The organism is Sphingomonas sp. NPDC079357 (genome assembly GCF_044901155.1).
Classification (GTDB): Bacteria; Pseudomonadota; Alphaproteobacteria; order Sphingomonadales; family Sphingomonadaceae; genus Sphingomonas.
Map to the genome: position 1 here is coordinate 32,154 of NZ_JBJDOM010000007.1, position 19,057 is coordinate 51,210.

At 67.1% G+C, this 19,057-nt stretch carries 19 protein-coding genes; 10 read left to right on the forward strand and 9 right to left on the reverse strand.

What is annotated here, in order from left to right; genetic code table 11:
- The first annotated feature begins 2 nt into the window (after positions 1 to 2).
- The 3 genes from ACI2JO_RS16780 to ACI2JO_RS16790 all read left to right on the forward strand — a co-directional run bounded on the left by ACI2JO_RS16780 (position 3) and on the right by ACI2JO_RS16790 (position 1,576).
- Positions 3 to 539 (forward strand): globin family protein, encoded by a 537-nt coding sequence (locus ACI2JO_RS16780; RefSeq protein WP_404721754.1) that lies wholly within the window; start codon positions 3 to 5, stop codon positions 537 to 539.
- Positions 536 to 1,015 (forward strand): hypothetical protein, encoded by a 480-nt coding sequence (locus ACI2JO_RS16785; protein WP_404721755.1) that lies wholly within the window; start codon positions 536 to 538, stop codon positions 1,013 to 1,015. Before ACI2JO_RS16780 ends, ACI2JO_RS16785 begins: the two co-directional genes overlap by 4 nt.
- Before the next feature lie 108 nt (positions 1,016 to 1,123).
- The gene (locus ACI2JO_RS16790; RefSeq protein ID WP_404721756.1) at positions 1,124 to 1,576 is read left to right on the forward strand and encodes a response regulator; all 453 of its coding nucleotides are present in this window, start codon (positions 1,124 to 1,126) and stop codon (positions 1,574 to 1,576) included.
- A 35-nt stretch (positions 1,577 to 1,611) separates the two neighbouring features.
- Here the strand turns inward: ACI2JO_RS16790 and ACI2JO_RS16795 are convergent, their stop codons facing one another.
- Both ACI2JO_RS16795 and ACI2JO_RS16800 read right to left on the reverse strand, forming a co-directional pair.
- Entirely contained in the window at positions 1,612 to 2,652 is a 1,041-nt protein-coding gene (locus ACI2JO_RS16795) for a rod shape-determining protein (protein WP_404721757.1), read from the reverse strand.
- A 214-nt stretch (positions 2,653 to 2,866) separates the two neighbouring features.
- A complete protein-coding gene (locus ACI2JO_RS16800) occupies positions 2,867 to 3,199 on the reverse strand; it encodes a hypothetical protein (protein WP_404721758.1) in 333 nt (110 codons plus the stop codon).
- Positions 3,200 to 3,308: 109 nt separating this feature from the next.
- Here ACI2JO_RS16800 and ACI2JO_RS16805 point away from each other — a divergent pair, with 109 nt between their 5' ends.
- The 3 genes from ACI2JO_RS16805 (at position 3,309) to ACI2JO_RS16815 (ending at position 6,793) form a co-directional block, all read left to right on the forward strand.
- A complete protein-coding gene (locus ACI2JO_RS16805) occupies positions 3,309 to 3,674 on the forward strand; it encodes a hypothetical protein (protein ID WP_404721759.1) in 366 nt (121 codons plus the stop codon).
- Positions 3,675 to 4,054: 380 nt separating this feature from the next.
- Positions 4,055 to 6,466: a PAS domain-containing protein gene (locus ACI2JO_RS16810; protein ID WP_404721760.1), complete on the forward strand. Its 2,412-nt coding sequence runs from the start codon at positions 4,055 to 4,057 to the stop codon at positions 6,464 to 6,466.
- Between the two features lie 69 nt (positions 6,467 to 6,535).
- Positions 6,536 to 6,793, forward strand: a complete 258-nt coding sequence (locus ACI2JO_RS16815) for a hypothetical protein (RefSeq protein WP_404721761.1) — start codon at positions 6,536 to 6,538, stop codon at positions 6,791 to 6,793.
- Between the two features lie 24 nt (positions 6,794 to 6,817).
- Here ACI2JO_RS16815 and ACI2JO_RS16820 read toward each other — a convergent pair whose 3' ends face one another.
- The gene (locus ACI2JO_RS16820; protein WP_404721762.1) at positions 6,818 to 8,320 is read right to left on the reverse strand and encodes an FAD-dependent oxidoreductase; all 1,503 of its coding nucleotides are present in this window, start codon (positions 8,318 to 8,320) and stop codon (positions 6,818 to 6,820) included.
- Positions 8,321 to 8,347: 27 nt separating this feature from the next.
- Positions 8,348 to 8,917 (reverse strand): Dps family protein, encoded by a 570-nt coding sequence (locus ACI2JO_RS16825; protein ID WP_404721763.1) that lies wholly within the window; start codon positions 8,915 to 8,917, stop codon positions 8,348 to 8,350.
- 192 nt (positions 8,918 to 9,109) lie between these two features.
- On the opposite strand from ACI2JO_RS16825, the gene ACI2JO_RS16830 reads away from it, so the two are divergent.
- Positions 9,110 to 10,450 carry an alpha/beta fold hydrolase gene (locus tag ACI2JO_RS16830; RefSeq protein WP_404721764.1) on the forward strand — a complete coding sequence of 447 codons (1,341 nt, stop codon included), beginning with the start codon at positions 9,110 to 9,112 and terminating at the stop codon, positions 10,448 to 10,450.
- The gene (locus ACI2JO_RS16835; RefSeq protein WP_404721765.1) at positions 10,447 to 11,985 is read left to right on the forward strand and encodes a GMC family oxidoreductase; all 1,539 of its coding nucleotides are present in this window, start codon (positions 10,447 to 10,449) and stop codon (positions 11,983 to 11,985) included. Before ACI2JO_RS16830 ends, ACI2JO_RS16835 begins: the two co-directional genes overlap by 4 nt.
- A 26-nt stretch (positions 11,986 to 12,011) precedes the next feature.
- On the opposite strand, the gene ACI2JO_RS16840 is transcribed toward ACI2JO_RS16835, so the two are convergent.
- From ACI2JO_RS16840 to ACI2JO_RS16860, 5 genes are all read right to left on the reverse strand, one after another.
- On the reverse strand, positions 12,012 to 12,260 hold the full coding sequence (locus ACI2JO_RS16840; RefSeq protein WP_404721766.1) for a glutaredoxin domain-containing protein: 249 nt from the start codon (positions 12,258 to 12,260) through the stop codon (positions 12,012 to 12,014).
- 244 nt (positions 12,261 to 12,504) lie between these two features.
- Positions 12,505 to 12,657, reverse strand: coding sequence for a hypothetical protein (locus ACI2JO_RS16845; protein WP_404721767.1), 153 nt, complete (start codon positions 12,655 to 12,657; stop codon positions 12,505 to 12,507).
- Positions 12,658 to 12,772: 115 nt separating this feature from the next.
- Complete coding sequence (locus tag ACI2JO_RS16850; RefSeq protein ID WP_404721768.1) at positions 12,773 to 13,696, reverse strand: bile acid:sodium symporter; 924 nt, start codon at positions 13,694 to 13,696, stop codon at positions 12,773 to 12,775.
- Entirely contained in the window at positions 13,681 to 14,994 is a 1,314-nt protein-coding gene (locus ACI2JO_RS16855; RefSeq protein ID WP_404721769.1) for an NAD(P)/FAD-dependent oxidoreductase, read from the reverse strand. Before ACI2JO_RS16855 ends, ACI2JO_RS16850 begins: the two co-directional genes overlap by 16 nt.
- Positions 14,995 to 15,076: 82 nt before the next feature.
- A complete protein-coding gene (locus ACI2JO_RS16860; protein ID WP_404721770.1) occupies positions 15,077 to 15,565 on the reverse strand; it encodes a MarR family winged helix-turn-helix transcriptional regulator in 489 nt (162 codons plus the stop codon).
- A 191-nt stretch (positions 15,566 to 15,756) separates the two neighbouring features.
- On the opposite strand from ACI2JO_RS16860, the gene ACI2JO_RS16865 reads away from it, so the two are divergent.
- Entirely contained in the window at positions 15,757 to 17,187 is a 1,431-nt protein-coding gene (locus tag ACI2JO_RS16865; protein ID WP_404721771.1) for a M24 family metallopeptidase, read from the forward strand.
- 40 nt (positions 17,188 to 17,227) lie between these two features.
- Entirely contained in the window at positions 17,228 to 18,940 is a 1,713-nt protein-coding gene (locus tag ACI2JO_RS16870) for a hypothetical protein (protein WP_404721772.1), read from the forward strand.
- Positions 18,941 to 19,057 lie beyond the last annotated feature (117 nt).

Consider the following 19,057-nt stretch of genomic DNA (forward strand, 5'->3'; position numbering starts at 1 on the left):
GAATGACCCCGACCCTCCTTGTTTCAGCCTCCATCCGACCGGCGCACGCACCGCGCCGCGTTAACCCGACAATCTCCTTTAAGCGGTACTTTCGTATAATGATGACCAGCGATCAGATCGAGTTGGTGCAGGAAAGCTTCGCTCACGTGCTGCCTTCAGCCGCTGGCGCTGCTCACGCTTTCTACGAACGGCTGTTCACGCTCGCGCCGGAGACGCGCGCAATGTTCCGCGGCGATATCGACGATCAAGGCCGCAAGCTGTTTATCACGCTCGCGGCCGTCGTCGACGCCCTCGATCAACTCGACCGGGTCGTGCCGGTGGCGCGGGCGCTGGCCATCAGGCATGTCGGATATGGTGTCGAGGAGCGGCATTACGCGATCGTTGGCGCGGCGCTCATCGAGACGCTGCGCGAGGCGCTCGGCGCGCGCTTCGACAGTGCGACCGAAGCGGCATGGGCGAGCGCCTACGCCATCCTCTCGGGTGTCATGATGATGGCCGCCAAGGAAGCGGCTTCGATCAAGCAAGGCGTGACCGCGTGACCGACGGAGAACTTTCCGAGGCACCGATCCTCTTCGGGTCCAGCGATCAGCGGAAAGCGCTGCGCATTGAGGTCGAGCGTTACGTGATGCGGGCGAGCCTGATGATGCGGCGCGCCCGAATGTTGGTGACAAACGACCGTGTCGACGCATGCGCCTTGCTCACGGATCGGCGAACCGCGCTCGGACAGCATTTCCAGCGCTATCAGCGCCTGAAGCATGGCAGCATCTTCGATCCGATCGTGGCCTACGCCCCCACGTCGAGCAAGATCGTCGCCAGAGGCATGAAGATCGACTGCATGGAATTGGGGCAGGAGTTCGTTGCATACCAGACGCGGTGGTTGCGCGTGCCGCGATCGGAGTGGCGATGGTACAAGGCTGACATGATCGCGACCGTGGACAAGCTCTCGCTGAATCTGGACGCGGAACTGCGTGCGATACGCCAGTTGCTGATGGTGGCAGAGTTTTACCACCGGTAGCGGCTTCTTCGGGCGGTCGGCCGGGTTGGGGAGCCGGCAGCCATGCGGCTTGTACGAAGCCGCGCTGATGATCTATTCGCTCACCAGCAACGAAGCGGCTGATCCAGGTTGATCCTGCAACTTGTGCGATTGCAGAAGGTTGGGGGCGGCATGCCGCTTTCAACCACGCCCTATGCCGTTGTCGTCGAAGACGACCCCATTATCAGCATGGAGACGGCGTACATCCTCGAGGAGGCGGGCTTCCGCATTCACGAGTGCTTCGACGGTGACGAAGCACTGGCGCATTTGGGCGACCATTGGGAGCGAACGGTGCTGCTCTTCTCGGATGTTGACATGCCCGGCCGAACCAACGGCTTCGCCCTTGCGCGCCACGTTGCCGAGCATTGGCCGCGAATAGAGATCGTCATCGCCTCCGGTCATGTTTCCCCGAACGCCGGGGACATGCCGGACAAGGCCACCTTCCTGTCGAAGCCCTTCAATCGGCGGACGGTTCTCGAGCACCTCGCGCGCATCCTGCCCAACGAGAAGAAGCCGGAGCCGTTACGAAAGGCAGCCCTTTAGCGTACCAGTCCCCGATCTGGTGAAGCCTCCTCCGCTCATCCCTCGGACAGCGCTTCTCTCAGGCTGGCGTTCTCCAGTGCGAGGCCCGCCCCCAGCGCGACACAAAGCAGCGGTGCGTCGGCGACCATGACGGGGAGACCGGTCGCCATGCCGAGCACCTCGTCGAGGCGCGCGAGCATCGCACCGCCACCGGTCAGGACGATGCCCTGATCGACGACATCGGCCGCCAGTTCCGGCTTCACCTCGCTGAGCGTCCGCAAAACGGCTTCGACGATCTGGCCGACCAGGTCCGAAAGCGCGTCGGCGATTTCGGCTTCTCCGATGCTGATCTCCTTCGGAATTCCATCGACGAGATCGCGCCCCTTCACCCGCAACCGCCGTTCGGCCTCGTGCGGCCGGCTAGCCGCGCCGAGCGCGATCTTGATGCGCTCGGCGGTTGCCTCTCCCACCAGGAGGTTATGCCGACGTCGAATATGGGAGATGATCGCGTCGTCGAACTTGTCGCCCCCGACCCTCGCCGAGCTGCTATAGGCCAGCCCGCTCAGCGACAGGACCGCGACCTCGGTCGTGCCACCGCCGATGTCGACGACCATCGACCCGGTCGGAGCGGTGATCGGGAGGCCGGCGCCGAGTGCAGCGGCCAACGCTTCCTCGATCAACCGCACCTCGGAGGCACCCGCGCTGAGCGCCGCCTGTCTGATCGCGCGACGTTCGACCTGCGTCGAGCCTGTCGGCACCGAAATAACCATCCGCGGCCGGCGCTGCAGGCGGCTCGCCCCACCGTGAACCTTGTCGATGAAGTGTTTGATCATCTGCTCGGCGACATCAAGGTCCGCGATCACCCCGTCCCGCAACGGACGGATCGTGCGGATGTTCTCGGGCGTCTTGCCCATCATCAGCTTCGCGTCGGCGCCAACCGCGAACACGCGCGGGATACCGTCACGCAGCTCCAGCGCGACCGCCGATGGTTCGTCGATGACGATACCGCGTCCGGCGACATAGACCAGCGTGTTGACGGTGCCCAGATCGATGGCGAGATCGTGCGAGCGAAACCCGAACTTTGACAGAATTGGCACAGGCGTCGCTCTTTCGATCTGTGCCAGCGCTGCGCCGACCTCAGGGAGCGAAGTCAGTTGTCGCTAATGATCAAGGCGTCAACGCCGTTGCGGCGAGCGACCCGCTTTCGGAGGCAGGTCCGAGAAAGTGTCCTGTCCTTTGGCTCACCGGTCGGCAATTGGTGCATCCGCCCGCCCCATCGATGTCGGGACCAGGCACCTGGCCCCGCCCGCATCACCGCTGCTTCTTTGTGACCGTCGCGGTGAAGTCAGGGTCCTTCTTGGCCACCCAGTCGACGAACTTGCGGACGTTTGGATTGTCGAGCAGTCCCGTCACGTCCATGCCATGCCGCTGCAATTCGGAATTGGTGAAATTGGCGGTCAGGGTCTGCTGGCAGATCGGATGCATCGGCACGACGTCGCGACCACCGCGGCTCTTCGGCACGGGATGATGCCAGACGATGGTCTTGCCGGTCGGCCGGCCGCACAGCCAGCAGGGCACCGGCGCGGGCGTGTCCTCTTCCTGCGGAAGATGATCGTAGGGGTCGTGCTTGGAACGTCTGGCCATGATGCGATCTGACTGTCTTTGATGGCCTCGCCTGTAGCGCACCGATGCGCCGCGTCATATGGCTCGCAGCCATGGTGTCGCATGATGACGGGCGGATCGGAATTCAGTGATGACAGATGCGGCGAAACCCTGGGACGCGGCGCTGGTGCGCAAATGGCTGGAGCGACGATATGAGGCCGCGCGGCTCGATCAGGCGGCGGCGGACCGGCGCGGTTACGAAGCGCGGGACGACTTCGACAAGGCGGCTGCGGAGGAATGGGTGTGCCGCACGCTGAAGGGCGCGGATTGCACCAGCGACCAGACGGCGTTCGCCGCCCGGCTCAAGGAATTGATCGCACAGGAGGACTATCCCGCGACCGGGCTTAACGACGACATCCGCTTCGAACGGCACGTCCGCACCTATCTGCGCAAGCTGGCCAAGATGACGAAGGCGAATGACGGCTTCCAGAACACCTTGCGTCATCGAGCGGACTAGGCCGACCGCCAAGGTCTGTACTGGTTCAAGGACCCGATCGCGCGCGGCATCCTGCCGCGTGTCGCCGGCAAGGGATCGGTATCGCGGGTCGCGATCCTTCTCCGGCATGGCACATCTTGATCGCTGTTGAGACAAGATTTCTGCTCGTCGCTCTGCTAGGCGACCGGCGGACCTCGCCGCAGACGTGCAGGCGCCGGTGCCACAGCAAGCGAGTCGGTACTATCCCCCCCAAGTATCAGCAGACAGGACGCCCGGCCCCTCGACCCGTTTCGCCGGGTCAAAAGGCCGGATGCGCGGCGCTCATTGCGGCGCGGGATTGGGCGTCCACGTCGCTGGGGGCAGCCGACGGCTGGCCCGAATGTCTCGCGACCACGCTTGCCATGGTGCTCCGCTCGCCCGCACCGCTCGTCGTGGCGTGGGGAGAGCACGGCATCATTCTCTACAACGATGCCTATGCCGCGCTGGTCGGGGACCGGCACCCCGCCCTGCTCGGCACGTCGGCGCGGGACGGAGACCCGGCCGGTTCGGCGTTTGACGATCATGCCCTGCAGGTCTGCCTTGCCGGGGACACGCTGAGCCTTCGCGACCGCGAGATGAGCGTCCGCCACGACGGCCGGTCGGAAACCCGCTGGTTCGATCTCGATTACTCTCCGATCATCGGGACGGACGGCGCGCCGGCGGGCGCGTTGTGCGTTGTTGCGGACACCACCCAGCGCGTCGTCACGGAGCGTCTCGCCACCTTCAAGCTGACGCTCGCCGACGATCTTCGCGGCTGCGCCACGCCCGAGGAGATCATGGCGCTCACCGCCGAGCGGCTGGGGCAGGAACTGGCGGCGAGCCGCGTCTTTTACGCCGAGATCACCGCGCGCGGCTGGATGACCGTCGAGCATGATTACACGCGCGAGGTGGCGACGATCGTCGGCACGCACTCGCTGGAGAGCTTCGGCCCCGACCTGCTCGCCGCCTATCGCACCGGCGCGCCGGTCGTCGTGCGCGACGTGGGCGGCGACGAGCGGCTGAGCGATGGTGCGCGCGCCGGGCTGACCGAGCGACAGGTCGGCGCGTTTGTCGATGTCGTGCTGTTCCAGGAAGAGGAATGGGTCGGGCTGCTCGCCGTGCAGAGCGCGACGCCGCGCGTCTGGACCGCGATCGAGGAGCGGCTGATCCAGGGCGTCGGCGAACGCGTGAAGGTCGCGGTGGAGCGCGCCCGCGCCGAGGTCGCGCTGCGCCGGATGAAGGACACGCTCGAACAGCAGGTCGTCGACCGGACGGTCGAGCTGCGGCGCTATCGCGACATCGTCGAAGCGACCGTCGCGCCGATCTGCGCCTTCGACGCCGATTACCGTCTGGTCGCCTGCAACAAGGCGCATGTCGAAGAATTCCGGCGGCTCAACGGATTCGAGGCACAAATCGGTGACGTGTTTCCCGATCAGTTCCTTCCCGAACAGGGCGAGACGCTGCGCGCGCTGATGCGCCGTGCGCTGACCGGTGACAGCTTCACCGTCACGGAACGGTTCGGGCGCCCGGAGACCGGCGAGTCGACCTGGGAGATCAGCTTCACCCCGCTGCACGACGGGGAGGGTGCGGTGATCGGCGCCTTTCATCAGGCGATCGACATTTCCGAGCGGATCGCGGCGGAAGCCGAACTGGCGATCGCGCAGGAGGCGCTGCGCCAGAGCCAGAAGGTCGAGGCGATGGGCAGTCTGACCGGCGGCGTGGCGCACGATTTCAACAATTTGCTGACGCCGATCATCGGTTCGCTCGACATGCTGATCCGCAAGGAGCTGGGCAACGCGCGCGAGCGTCGCTTGATCGACGGCGCGCTGCAATCGGCCGAGCGCGCCCGGATGCTGGTGCAGCGGCTGCTCGCCTTCGCGCGCCGTCAACCGCTCCAGCCGGTCGCGGTCGACATCGCGCAACTGATCCATGGCATGGCCGATCTGATCGGCTCGACGCTGGGGCCGATGATCGCCTTGCAGGTGGACGCCTCCGCCGATTTGCCGTCGGCGCACGTGGACACCAACCAGCTTGAAATGGCACTGTTGAACCTGGCGGTGAACGCGCGCGACGCCATGCCATCGGGCGGCACGCTGACGGTGAAGGCAGAACGCTGCGTCGTGGAGCCGCACGAGAAGCGCGACGTACCGGCTGACCAATATGTCTGCCTCAGCGTCACCGACACCGGAACCGGGATGGACGACGCGACCCGGCGGCGCGCGATCGAGCCGTTCTTCTCGACCAAGGGCGTCGGCAAGGGCACAGGGCTCGGCCTCTCAATGGTGCACGGCCTGGCCGCGCAGCTCGGCGGGGGGCTGACGATCGACAGCGCACCGGGCGAAGGCACCAAGATCATCCTGTGGTTGCCGCTGAGCAAGGTGGCGGCGACGATTATTGCCGAAGAGCCGCTGGTCGAGGCGGCGGTGGAGCGTTCGGGAACGGTGCTGCTGGTCGATGACGAATCGCTCGTCCGCGCCAGCACGGCCGATATGCTGACGGACCTCGGCTATCGCATCGTCGAGGCGTGTTCCGCCGCCGAAGCGCTGGAGCTGGTCGCGGCGGGGTTGTCGCCCGACCTGCTCGTCACCGATCACCTGATGCCGGGCATGAGCGGCGCGCAACTCGCGCAGGAACTGTCGGCGCGCCTGCCCCGCCTGCGCACGCTGATCGTGTCGGGTTATGCGGAGGCGGAGGGGATCGACGCGGCGACGGCACGGCTCAGCAAGCCGTTCCGCAATGACGAACTGGCAAGGAGTCTTGCGCTTCTCACCGCCCGGCCGCTGCTGCGACCCTGATCGCGGTGGCCGGTCCGGTCGGCGCGCGGCGGATGGTGCTTGCCGATCAAGGTGCTAAGAACCGCCGCGATGATGGACGGTATTGGTGATCTGGAGCTTCGGCATGGCGCGCGGCGGGCCAGTGCCTATGCGCGCGCCGAGCCGATCATCCGCTGTCTTGAGGCGACGATCCGCCGGCACCGCGCGGATACGGGCCGGCTCGACAGCTTTCCCGACACGCGCGCGCTGGTAATGGCCTGCCAGGCGTCGGGGCTGGTCGCGCCGCGCGGCGGGCCCGTCACGCATGGCACGGTATTGCGCGCATTGCGGTTGATGGGGCTGCGGTAACGTCGGCGGGCGGCAGGCGATCGCTCAGCCACGCTCCCATTCGTGTTCCTTTTGGAGCGACAGTCGATCGCGACCGGCGGTGAGGACCGCCTGCTCCCGACCGTCCTCGTGAAACCGGACAGCAAAATCCTGCGCCTGCACGTGGCCATCGATCGCACGATCCGCCGGCGAGGCGACATGGCCGACATAGCGCAGGCTGAGATCGTAATGCCCCGACCAGAAGAACGGGACATCGTCATAGCCGTCCTGCCCGTACCCCAGCAGATGACGCGCCAGCCATTGTCCCATACGCTGCGCCACCACCCAATGTTCGACACGGATCGGATGGCCCAGCCGGCGATCGGGAGCGCTCGCGATGTCGCCGATCGCATAAATGGCGGGATCGGCGGTACGCAGGTGATCGTCGACGCACACCCCGCCGCCCTCCGCGGTATCGACGAGCGCCAGCCCGGCGGCGCGCGCCAAATCGACGCGCGGTTCGACTCCCGTGCCCGCGACGAGCAGATCGCCCGCGATCGACGTGCCGTCGTCCAGCAGCGCCGTTGTGCCGTCCCAGCGCACCACCCGACGCCCGGCATGAAAAGTGACACCCTTCGACACATGCAGGTCGCGGATCATCGCCCCGACCTCGGGTCCGGCGGTCTTTTCCAGCGGCAGGTCGGTATCGGAAACGATCGCCACTTCCAGCCCGCGCCCGATCAGCGAGGCGGCGACCTCGAGCCCGATGTAGCTGCTGCCGATCACGATCGCGCGCGCCGCTTGCGCCGTCCCGGCGATCAGCCGGTCGGCGTCCGCCAGCGTACGCAGCAGGTGAACATCGTCGCGTTGCGCGCCATAGAAATCGGGGGAAGACGGCTCAGCCCCGGTCGCGAGGACCAATGTGTCGTACGGGAGCGTGGCGCCGTCGTTCAGCGACACCGTCCGTGCATCGCGATCAATGCCGGTGACGCGCAGGCCGAGCCGCAACGACACGCCCTCCAGCGATGGCAGCGCAGCATCGTTGCGGTCGGCGTTTCCGGCGAGATATTGCTTCGAACAGAAGGTGCGGTCGTAGGGTGCGTCCGGTTCGTCGCCGATCAAGGTGACGCCGTCGCCCGCCCCATGCCGCGCGAGCATTTCGGCGCAGGCATGTCCCGCACCGCCGGCCCCGACGATCACGATGCGCCCCGTCGCGGACGGCGGCGCGGCCGCCACGCGCCCGGCGGTCAGCGGAGCGGGCGAGATCCGCACCTGCCCGTCCTCTTCGGAGACGGCGAAGCGATCGAGCGGCGCGAAGGCCGGTGCGCCGACCGCTTCGCCCGTCTCGACATCGAAGCGGGCGTGGTGCCAGGGGCAGCGGATCGTGCCGTCGACGACGATCCCGCCGCCGAGCGGTGCCTGCAAATGCGTGCATTTGCCCGACAGGGCGCACACCCGACCCTTGTGCCGGACCAGCACCACGTCTGCGCCATCCACCTCGCCCGCGACGATCTGGCCTTCCGCCAGATCGGAGGAAGCGATGCCGCTCGTCAGATCACGTGTCGCCATCGCTTCACCTCTCGTCACTGGTGCCAGTCAGCGCGTGCGCTGCAGGTCGGTCGCGGCCAGATGCTCGCTGATGAACCACACCTGCGGCTCACCGGTGCGAATGATGTCGCTGACCAGCAGGTCGTTGGTGCCGTCATCGCCAGACTCATCGGCGGTCTTGGCGCCTTCGTGCGCCTCTTCCAGTACGATCCGGTGCGCATCGATCAGCCGGGCCAGCATCGTCGGAACGTCCTCACGCCCGCGCGGCGGACGCGGGATTCGGGTCATCTCGGCCACATCATGCGGCGTGGCGATGCTGATCCCGCCCAGTGCCTGGATCCGCTCGGCGACCATGTCGACCAGTTCGGCCTGCTTCTCGTAATGCGTGTCGAGCAGCAGGTGCAGTTGATAGAAGGTCGCCCCCGACATCTGCCAATGATGCTTCTTGTAGAGGTCGCGTAGCATTATCGTGTCGGCAAGGACTTGATTCAAGATCGAGACGCTCTGCTTGCGCGCATTGTCCGACAGGCCGAGCGGCAGGTCTTTCAACGTGCCGAACGGCTGGATCTCACGATATTCGATCTTGTATATCGGCTGTGCCTGATCGGTTTTGGTCACGAACTCACTCCAGCGTTGATGAGACTTGTTGCCGAAGCGTTCGCTGCGGCGGAGAGTTCCCTCGACTGCGCTGAGTGCCAACAACATTCGCAGCCATGATCCTGATTCGGATTAATTTTTGTTCTGCCCGATGGCGGGGGAACAGGAGCGGCCCTGCATCGTCCAGCAGGGGATCTAGCTGGGCGAGGCCATGTGACCCAACCGACATTAGTTTTTCTTCATGCGCTCGGCGCAAGCGGCCGGGCGTGGGATAGCGTGCGCCGCCATCTGCCCGACCATCCGTGCCTGGCGCTCGACCTGCCCGGTTTCGGCACTCGCGCCGCCGACGGCTATGCCGATGTCGCCACGATGGCGGACGAACTTGCCGCAATCATTCAGCGCGAGCGGCTCACCGCGTGCGTGCTGGTCGGGCACAGCATGGGCGGCAAGATCGCCACGTTGGTCGCGGCGCGCGCGATGGCGGGGGAAGCCGGATTGGCGGGCGTGCTGGGCGTCGTCCTCGTCGCCGCGTCACCCCCCTCCCCCGAGCCGATCGATGATGAGCGTCGCGCACAGATGATCGGCTGGGTTGCGGATGGCCCGATCGGGCGGGAGGAGGCCGAGACGTTCGTCGCGGCCAACATCGCCGCGCCGCTGCCCGATGCGCTGCATGAAAAGGCGATCGCCGACGTCGAACGGTCGAGCCGCGAGGCGTGGCTGGGCTGGCTGGAGCGCGGCAGCCGCGAAGACTGGCGTGACGTCGCCGCGCCCATCACGATCCCCGCGCTGATCGTCGCGGGTGGGGAGGACGGCGATCTCGGCGAAGCGGCGCAGCGCCGTCTCAACCTTCCGCTCTACGAGACCGCCGAGCTTCGCGTCGTCGACGGCGCCGCGCATCTGATCCCCTACGAGCAACCCGAGGCGCTGGCACGACTGATCGCGGGCCATGCCGCTGCGGTGGCGAAGACCGCGCTGCCGGCCGGTTTCGTCCGCCTGCTCGGATCGGAGCGCGTCAGCCGCCGCACCCGTGCCGCGATGCTGGGGCGGACCCGCCCGCTACCCGAGCAGGCCACCGGCTGGTCGGCCGCGCAACTGGAAGCCGTCACCGCGCTGGTCGCGCAGGTCCTGCCGGATCTGGGCGCGGACCGCGCGCTGGCGACGCGCGTCGGCGCGACGGTGCATGGCCCCGGCGACGGCTGGCGCTTCGCCGATCTTCCGCCCGATCCCGACGCCTGGGCGCACGGGCTGGCGTCGCTCGACGCGCTGACCGGCGGCTTCGCCGCGCTGACAGCGCCGGAGCAGCAGGATTGGCTGACCCGGATCGACGCCGGGCAGGCCGGCACCGACCTGCTCTCGCCCGCGCAGATGACCTTGTGGTTCCAGGATGTCCGCGCGGAGATCGTGCGGCAATGGATGGCGACTCCCGCCGCGATGGCGGCGATCGGCTACGACGGCTTCGCGGTCGGCGGCGATGGTCCGCGCAAGCAGGGTTTCGTCCGAACCGCCGCCAACGACATTGAGCAATGGCAGCACGCCGCGGAGACGAACGCATGAGCCGCGCACCGCTCGCCGACAATGATGTCATCGATGCCGTGGTGATCGGCACCGGCGCGGGTGGCGCACCTTTGCTGGCACGGCTGGCGGAGGCCGGACTGTCCGTTGTCGCGCTGGAGGCGGGGCGCACGCATCGCCCGGAGGAGCATGTCGCCGACGAGCTGGCCGCCGACATCTACTGGATGGAGGAACGGCTGAGCGGGGGTGACGATCCGACTGCGTTCGGCTCGAACAATTCGGGGATGGGCGTCGGCGGCTCGACGCTGCATTGGGGCGCCTTCTGTCCCCGCCCCGACCCGCGCGACCTGCAACTGAAGACGATGACCGGCGAGGGCGCCGACTGGCCGGTCGCTCATGCCGAACTGATCGACTATATCCGTCGCGTCGAGGCGTTTACCGGCGTCTCCGGGCCCCGGTCCTACCCGTGGGACGCCAGCCGCCATTACGCCTACCCCCCGGTCGCGCGCAACGCCTCGGCCGACGCGATGGCGCGTGGCTGCGCGGCGATCGGGATCACCGCCGTCGACGCCCCTGCTGCGCTGGTCTCGCGCGACCGTGAGCAACCGCATTGGGGACAGCGGCAGGCATGCGTGAACTGCGGCACCTGCCATCAGGGCTGCCGCAACGCCGCCAAGACCAGCATGGACACCAGCTATCTGCCGCACGCCGTCGCGCATGGTGCGGAGATCCGCGCCGGTGCGCGCGCCCTGTCGTTCGATCTCGATGGCGACGGTCGCATCACCGGGGTCGTCTATCGCCAGCACGGCGAGGAGCGGCGTCAGCGCTGCCGCGCGGTGTTCCTGTGCGCAGGCGGGGTAGAGACGCCACGACTGCTGCTCAATCTCGGCCTTGCCAATTCGAGCGGGCAGGTCGGCCGGAACTTCATGGCGCATGTCGCGACGCAGGTCTGGGGCAGCTTCGACGCCGAGATGCGCATGAATCGTGGCTATCCCTCGTCGCTCATCACCGAGGATCTGCTGCGGCCCGCCGATGCCGATTTCGCCGGCGGCTATCTGATCCAGAGCCTCGGTGTCCTGCCGGTCAACCTCGCCAACGGGCTGGCGCGCGGCGCCGGGCTGTGGGGCGAGCGTTTGCAGCGGCTGCTCCGCAACTACAATCGACTGGCAGGAATCGGCATCAATGGCGACTGCCTGCCGCATCCCGACAATCGCCTGACGCTATCGGATGAGGTCGATGCCTTCGGCCACCGCAAGGCGCGGGTCGACTTCGGCTATCACGCCAACGAACGCGGCATCGATCGTCACGCCCGGCGCACGATGACCGCGATCTGGGAGGCGGCGGGCGCCAGCGATATTTTGGCGATCGACCGCTCGGCGCACACGATCGGCACCTGCCGGATGGGCGACAGCGGCGACGAGGCGGTCGTCGATGCGGACGGCCGCAGCTTCGACGTCCCGAACCTGCTGATCTGCGACAATTCTATCTTCCCTAGCGCGTTGGCAGCCAACCCGGCGCTGACCATCATGGCGCTGTCGCTGCGCACTGCCGACAGATTCATGGCGGCCGGACGCTGAGTGCGTCGCCGCCATGACCCACCAGCCTATCCGCGTGCGAGATACTGTTCGAGTTCGTCGCTGCCGCCGATGCGCTCACCGTCGATGAAGACCTGCGGCGTCGTGGCGACATGATGCTCCGCCTTGAAGGCGTCGACCTGCTCGCGCGACGTCAGCAGGCGATCGTCGACCTCGAAGCCGGCTCCCTCCAGCATCTGCTTGGCGCGGACCCCGAACGGGCAGACGTGCTCGGGCAACACCATGCGATAAAGGGTCGCGGTTCCGGTTTCGGCCATCGTACGTCTCCACGGACACCAACGTCCGGACCGCTATAGCGACCGACGCGATGCGACGTTCCTGACCGCGCTGCGTCGGATCGCGCAGGACGAGGTACCGGCATTCGACGCGTTGCGCCGGTTGATCCGGCGGACGGCCGAATTGCTGACCGCCGACGTCTCGCAATGGCGCCGGGCGCCGCGCACCCGACCGCTCAGCCTGCCCGGTTAGGACGGTACGGCCTGTCCGAGCGGGATTGAAGCGTCACAAGGTAATCTGGCGCCGATGCATCTCATCCCGCGCCATCTGGCGCAGCGGGGACTCCCCGGCATCCGCGAAGATGTCGGCGAGATCCAGCAGGTCCTCGTCGCCCAGCCCCGCAATGGATGCTTCTATCGCAGCCAGACGATCGAACATGCGCTCGATCGCCGCCTCATGACGCTTGATCCGTAATCTCAGCATGAGCCATGGCTAGCAGGATCGATGACGATGAAAAGTCGCCTGTCGTTATTTCACGTCAATCGCCGTTACCCTAGACGGTCGCTCGCGCGGCAAGGGACGAGCGTCCGCTTCGTCGGCAGGAGCGCAGCAGGTGCGCGACGATCAGCGCGGTGACGCTGTTGACGATCAGGGGCAATGCGGCCGTGGTCTCGTCAAAGACGACGGCGGCGACGAAAATACCGGTGCCTTCCTGCCGGATGAGGCACGCGCCCTCGATCGCGAGGCGATCGACAGGGCGGCACGCCGCGACGGCCGCCACGCCGCCCGCGAGCAGCACCGCCAGCAGGTTCAGGAGCAACGTCGCGCCCAGCAGGCCGGCCGAGCAGCGCCACAAGGCATCGACGTTCACGATCAGGATATACGTCAGCACGCAGCCAAGCAGTGGCCGGATCAGCGACGCGATGATCCGCCCGGACGAGCGGGCGTGACACGGCGCGACGAGTCGAATGACCGCGCCGACCACCAGCGGCAACACGCAGATGGCCGAGATACCTGTCAGGATATCACGACCGGGCAGATCCACCGTGCCGGCGGGCACGTCGAACCAGATCGCCAGCGCCGGGATCAGCCGCGGCGCCGCCGCCAGGTACAGCAGGCTGGAGGAAGCTGTCAGCGCGACCGCCGTCCCCGCCGCGCCCCCGGCCGCGCTCGCCATCGGCCCGGCCAGCAGGCCGGCCGGCGAAACCGCCAGCAGCGCCAGACCGAAGGCGATCGCCGGCTCGTCGCGGAAGCATGCGGCGATCGTAAGGCCGGCGAGCGGCAGCAGGATCACCGTCACGACCAGACCCGCGAACATCGTGCGCGCGGCGATATGGCCGTTCGGCAGACGGCGCAGATCGATGTCGAGCCCGGCACCCAGCATCGCAAGCGCCAGCACCGCCGGCAACATGACCGTCTCAATCATCCGTTCCCGCCCCCTGGCTGGATCGAGTGCAGACCCTACCGCCGCGACCATCGCGCCATCGCCCGTGCGCCATGCAACAGCACGGTTGGCAGGTGCCGGGCAAGCGCAAAACCGCGCACGCGACGCGGCACGTCCAAAGCGATTTGCGGGCGGTACGTCGTTGGCGAAAGCAGCATCCTGGCGACCTCCCGCCCTACGATCGCGTTGGTGGCGATGCCCCGGCCATTGCACGCCTGCACCGCCAGCAACCGCTCGTCGAGCCGCACGACGCGGGGAAGCAGGCTGCTGTTCATCCATGCCACCCCCTGCCACAGATGCGCGATTCCGACCGGCTCGTGATAGCGCAGCATGTCGCGCAGCCGCTTGTTTACCGCCGCCTCGATGGCAGTGGCGGTGGCGTGCGCGGCGACGGGATAATAGGTCAGCAATCGATCGCCGGCGATCCAGCGGATCGAGAAGATGTCGTGTTCCAGATCGGTGAGCGCCTGCCCGCGCGGCAATACCGCCGCGCGCATCGCCGCGGACAACGGGTGCGTGACCAGTTCGTGGATCCGCATCGGCAGCACCGTTTCACGCAGCAGCGGGTGCAGCCGGTGGTTGCCGCCATTGGCGCACAGGATGACCCGCGCCGCACGCACCGACCCGCCAGTCGTCACGAGACGCCACGCGTCCTGCTCGCGGGTCAATGCGGTCGCCGGGCTATGATGAAAGAGCTGCCCGCCCGCTGTCACCAGCCGATCGGCCAGCCCATGCGCGAGCCGCACCGGATCGATGCCGCCTCCGCTCGCGTCAAGTACGGCGGCGGTATAGCCTTCGGTGCCGGTCAGGGCGGCGACGCCGGTGGCGTCCAGAATGGTGAGATCCTGCCGGAACGGCCGCCATTCCTCGACCACGGACGTCAGGCGCCGCAGCGCGTCCGCGCCGCGGGCGGGGGCGACGAAGCCATGCGGCCGGGCGTCGCAGTCGATGCCGTGCTCACGGATGAGGCCGAACAGATGGCCGCCACTCTCCCCGACCAGCCGGAGCCATCCGCCCCCGACGTCGCGCCCAAGGCGGGAAAGAACCTGCCGCGGCGTGGTGCGCACCAGCTGCGGCGCGACGATTCCCGCCGAGGCGCCCAGCGCGCCCGCGCCCGGCACGCTCTCCTCGACCACCACCACCTCGCGTCCCGCTTCGGCAAGCTGAAGCGCGAGCGACAGGCCGGCGATCCCCGCCCCGACGATCGCGAATTCGGTCTCCACGCCGCCGCGCAGCGGCGGGTGCGACGCCGCTTCACCGGCGTGCGTCTGCCAAAAGGATGCCGCGTCCACCCGGTCAGGCCCGCCGGCGTCGCGATGCGGGCGGCTCACCGCCTCCGCTCCGATCGTATGTTCATGCCGCGCCCCCCGGTTCGCGTTCAAATGAACGTATCGACGGAGGGCGGCGGCGATGTCAACTTTCCGGCGTCTTCCGGTCGCCCGCGCGGGACAGATTGCTGCCGATGATCTGCAACGTCGCGACGAAACGCTGCAGTTCGTCATGGCTGAGCCCTGCGGTCGCTTCCACGAACAGCGGTGCGACGAGCGGGGTCAGCGTGTCGAGCAAGGCGCGCCCCTCGCGCGACATCCGCACGTCGGTGGCGCGGCTGTCCTCCTCGCTCTGCGCGGCATGGACGAGGCCCAGCTCGACCATACGCTCGACGATGCGGCTAACGGTCGGTCGCTTGATCAGCGCCATGTCGGCAAGGTCGGTCATGCGGCAGGGCTGATGGTCGCGCAGGACGGTCATGATCCGGTACATCGCCTTGTTCGCGCCATGCGCGGCAAGCACCGCATCCATGTTGCGGTGGTACATGTAATCGGCGTGCGCGATCAGATAGAAAGGCGACGTGGCCAGGCGGAACGCCTCGCTGGTCGGATCGAACATCCGGTTCCCGGTCATTGCGCATCCTCTCTGCGGCGCCGCTCGCCGCCTCATCCATTCGGCCATCGGGACGGGCCGCTCCGCCATGCTCCGCGCCCGCCGGCACGACGATCGGCCACCCCTATGCGCGACAGCAAATAAGACCGCTTGACAGTGGCATAAGGTTACGTTCATTTTCACGCAACAGCTATAAAAACGGGGTTCAGGCGATGGCGTGGGGCAAGGGGTCCATCTCGGTGCGATATGCGGCGGCGTTGTTGGGGGCGTCGGCGCTCGTCGGGGTGGCGGCCGCGCAGGGGCCGTCGCGCGCGCAGATGGGCCAGCGCATGGCGCAGGCGCCGGTCGCGGCGCCGATCCTGCCGATGAGCGACATCGAGCAGCGCGCGCCGGCCCTGCCCGGTGTCCTCTCGATCCGCAACCGCGCCCAGCTGCAGAACGCGATCCTTGCCGAACGGCTCGACACGGTCGTGCCGAAGCTGATGCGCGCGCAGGGCGTCGACATGTGGGTGCTGATGGCGCGCGAATATTTCGAGGAGCCGGTGGTCGCCACCATGCTCAACTCGGAGAGCCTGCACGCGCGGCGGCGCACGATCCTGATCTTCTTCGATCCCGGCGCGGGGAAGCCGATCGAGCGGCTGACGGTCAGCCGCTACGGGCTTGGCGGCTTGTTCAGCCCGGCGTGGGATCCGGACAAGCAGCCCGACCAGTGGAAGGCGGTCGCCGATCTGATCGCCGCGCGCAACCCGCGCAAGATCGCGATCAACACCTCCGCCGTCTCGGCCTTCGCGGACGGGATGACGCTCAGCCAGTATAACGAAATGACCGCGGCGCTGTCGCCCGACCTGCGCGGGCGGATCATTCCCGGCGACCGGCTGGCGGTCGGCTGGCTGGAAACCCGCGTCCCCTCCGAGATGAAAATCTATCCCGGCATCGTCCGGCTGGCGCACGGGATTATCGGCGAGGCGTTTTCGCGCAAGGTCATCACCCCGGGCCGCACCACCAGCGACGACGTGGTCTGGTGGTATCGCCAACGCGTGTCGGACCTGGGGCTGTCGACATGGTTCCAGCCCTCGGTCGGGATCATCCGCCGCGGCGCGTCGACCATGCTGGAGGGCGACACGGTGATCCAGCCGGGCGACCTGCTGTGGACCGATTTCGGCATCACCTATCTGCGGCTCAACACCGACACGCAGCATCTCGCTTATGTCCTCAAGCCGGGCGAGCGCGCGGTGCCCGCCGGTCTGGCGGCGGGCCTGAAGGCGGCCAACGGAGTGCAGGACGCGCTGCTTTCATCGTTCGAGGTTGGCAAGAGCGGCAACCAGGTGCTGGCGGCGGCGCGGGCCAGAGCGATCGCAGCCGGGTTGAAGCCGACCATCTACACCCACCCACTCGGCTACCACGGCCACGCCGCCGGCACCGCGATCGGTTTCTGGGACAAGCAAAGCGGCGACGAGCGCGGTGAGTATCCGATCCATGCCGACACCGCCTGGTCGATCGAGCTGGCGGCCTATGCGCCGGTGCCGGAATGGGGCGGGCAGGAAGTGCAGTTCCGCGCGGAGGAAAACGCCTTCTACGACGGGCGGCGGGTGCGCTTCCTCGACGGGCGGCAAACCGAGATCACCCCGATCCCGTCCGAGTGACGGACGGGTGCGGGGCGGCTTGAAAAAGGGGGATGGGGCAATGGCGAAGCGATGGGCGGCAGGGGTGACAGCGGCGCTGATGGCGGTAACGCCGGCGCTGGCGGACGATTTCCGGGTGACGTTGCCGGCAACTGCGGTGGCGGATGGCGTCGACGGGCGGGTGCTGGTGATCCTGAGCAAGGAAAAGGCGACCGAACCACGCTTTCAGGTGCGCCCCGATTATTTCGGCGCACAGGTGTTCGGCGTGACCGTCGACGGACTGCGTCGCGGGCAATCCGCGACCGTCGGTGCCGACGTACTCGGCTTTCCGGCGCTCAGCACGACGCAGGTGCCCAAGGGCCGCTATTGGGCGCAGCCGGTGCTGCACCGCTACGATACCTACAAACTGTCGAACGGCCGCACGGTGAAGCTGCCCGCCCCGCGCGGTGCGGGCCAGAACTGGCGGCTGGAGCCGGGCAATTTCTTCGGTACGCCGCGCCAGATCGACTTCGACCCCGCCGGACGCACCACGATCCCCTTGGAACTGGATCAGGTGAACCCGCCGATCGCTGAACCCAGGGACACCGAATTCGTCCGTCACTTCAAGGTGCGCAACGAACGGCTGTCGAAATTCTGGGGTCGCGACATCTATATCCGCGGGCATGTGCTCGTGCCGCGCGATTTCGACAAGCACCCGGAAGCGCGCTATCCACTGATGATCTTCCACGGGCATTTCCCGGACGATTTTGGCGGTTTCCGCACCACCCCGCCGGACCCCAAGCTGAAATGCGAGCCGAGCGAGCGCTTCGGCCTTCCCTGCTACAATCGCGACGAGCAGCAGGAAGCGTATGATTTCTACCGCAAGTGGGTGTCCGACAAATTCCCGCGCTATCTGGTCGTCGAGATCGACCATTCCAATCCCTATTATGACGACAGTTATGCGGTGAACTCGGCCAATCTCGGGCCGTATGGCGACGCCATCACCTATGATTTCATCCCAGAGCTGGAGCGGCGGTATCGCGGGCTCGGGGCGGGCTGGTCGCGCTTTCTCTACGGCGGCTCGACCGGCGGCTGGGAAGCGCTGGGCGTCCAGATCAAATATCCCGACCAGTATAACGGTGCCTTCGCCGCCTGCCCCGATCCGATCGACTTCCGCCAGACGATGACGGTGAACATCTACGACGACGCCAACGCCTTTCGCTACGATGGCCCGTTCGGCAGCGTCGAGCATCCGGGCAAGCGCGACTGGCTGGACCATGTGCCCTATACGATCGAGCAGGAGAACCGGCTCGAGCTGGTGCTCGGCGACAGGTCACGGTCGGGCGGCCAGTGGGACATCTGGGAAGCGGTGTACTCACCGCAGGGCGACGACGGCTATCCCAAGCGAATCTGGGACAAGCGTACCGGCGTGATCGACAAGGAGGTCGCTGCCTATTGGCGTGAGAATTATGACCTTCGTCATATCCTACAGCGCGACTGGAAGACGCTGGCCCCCAAGCTGCAGGGCAAAATCCACATCTACGTCGGCGATATGGACAATTTCTATCTCAACAACGCCGTCTATCTCATGGAGGATTTTCTCAAGACGGCCAGCCCCGCCTATCGCGGCGAGGTCGATTACGGCGATCGCCGCGAACATTGCTGGAATGGCGATCATGCCACGTCGAATGCGATCGGACGACTGCGCTACAACAGCTTCTACTTGCCGAAGATCCTGAAGCGCATTGAGGCCAGTGCTCCAAAGGGCGCCGACCTCACCAGCTGGCGATACTGAAGACCCACGCACGACGGCCGACAACGGCCGCGATCACCGGAGGAACAGGCGCCCGCCCATACGGGGCGGCGCGTCGCGGATAGACGCGCGCCCGCCGCCAGCGCGGCGGTGCGCGCC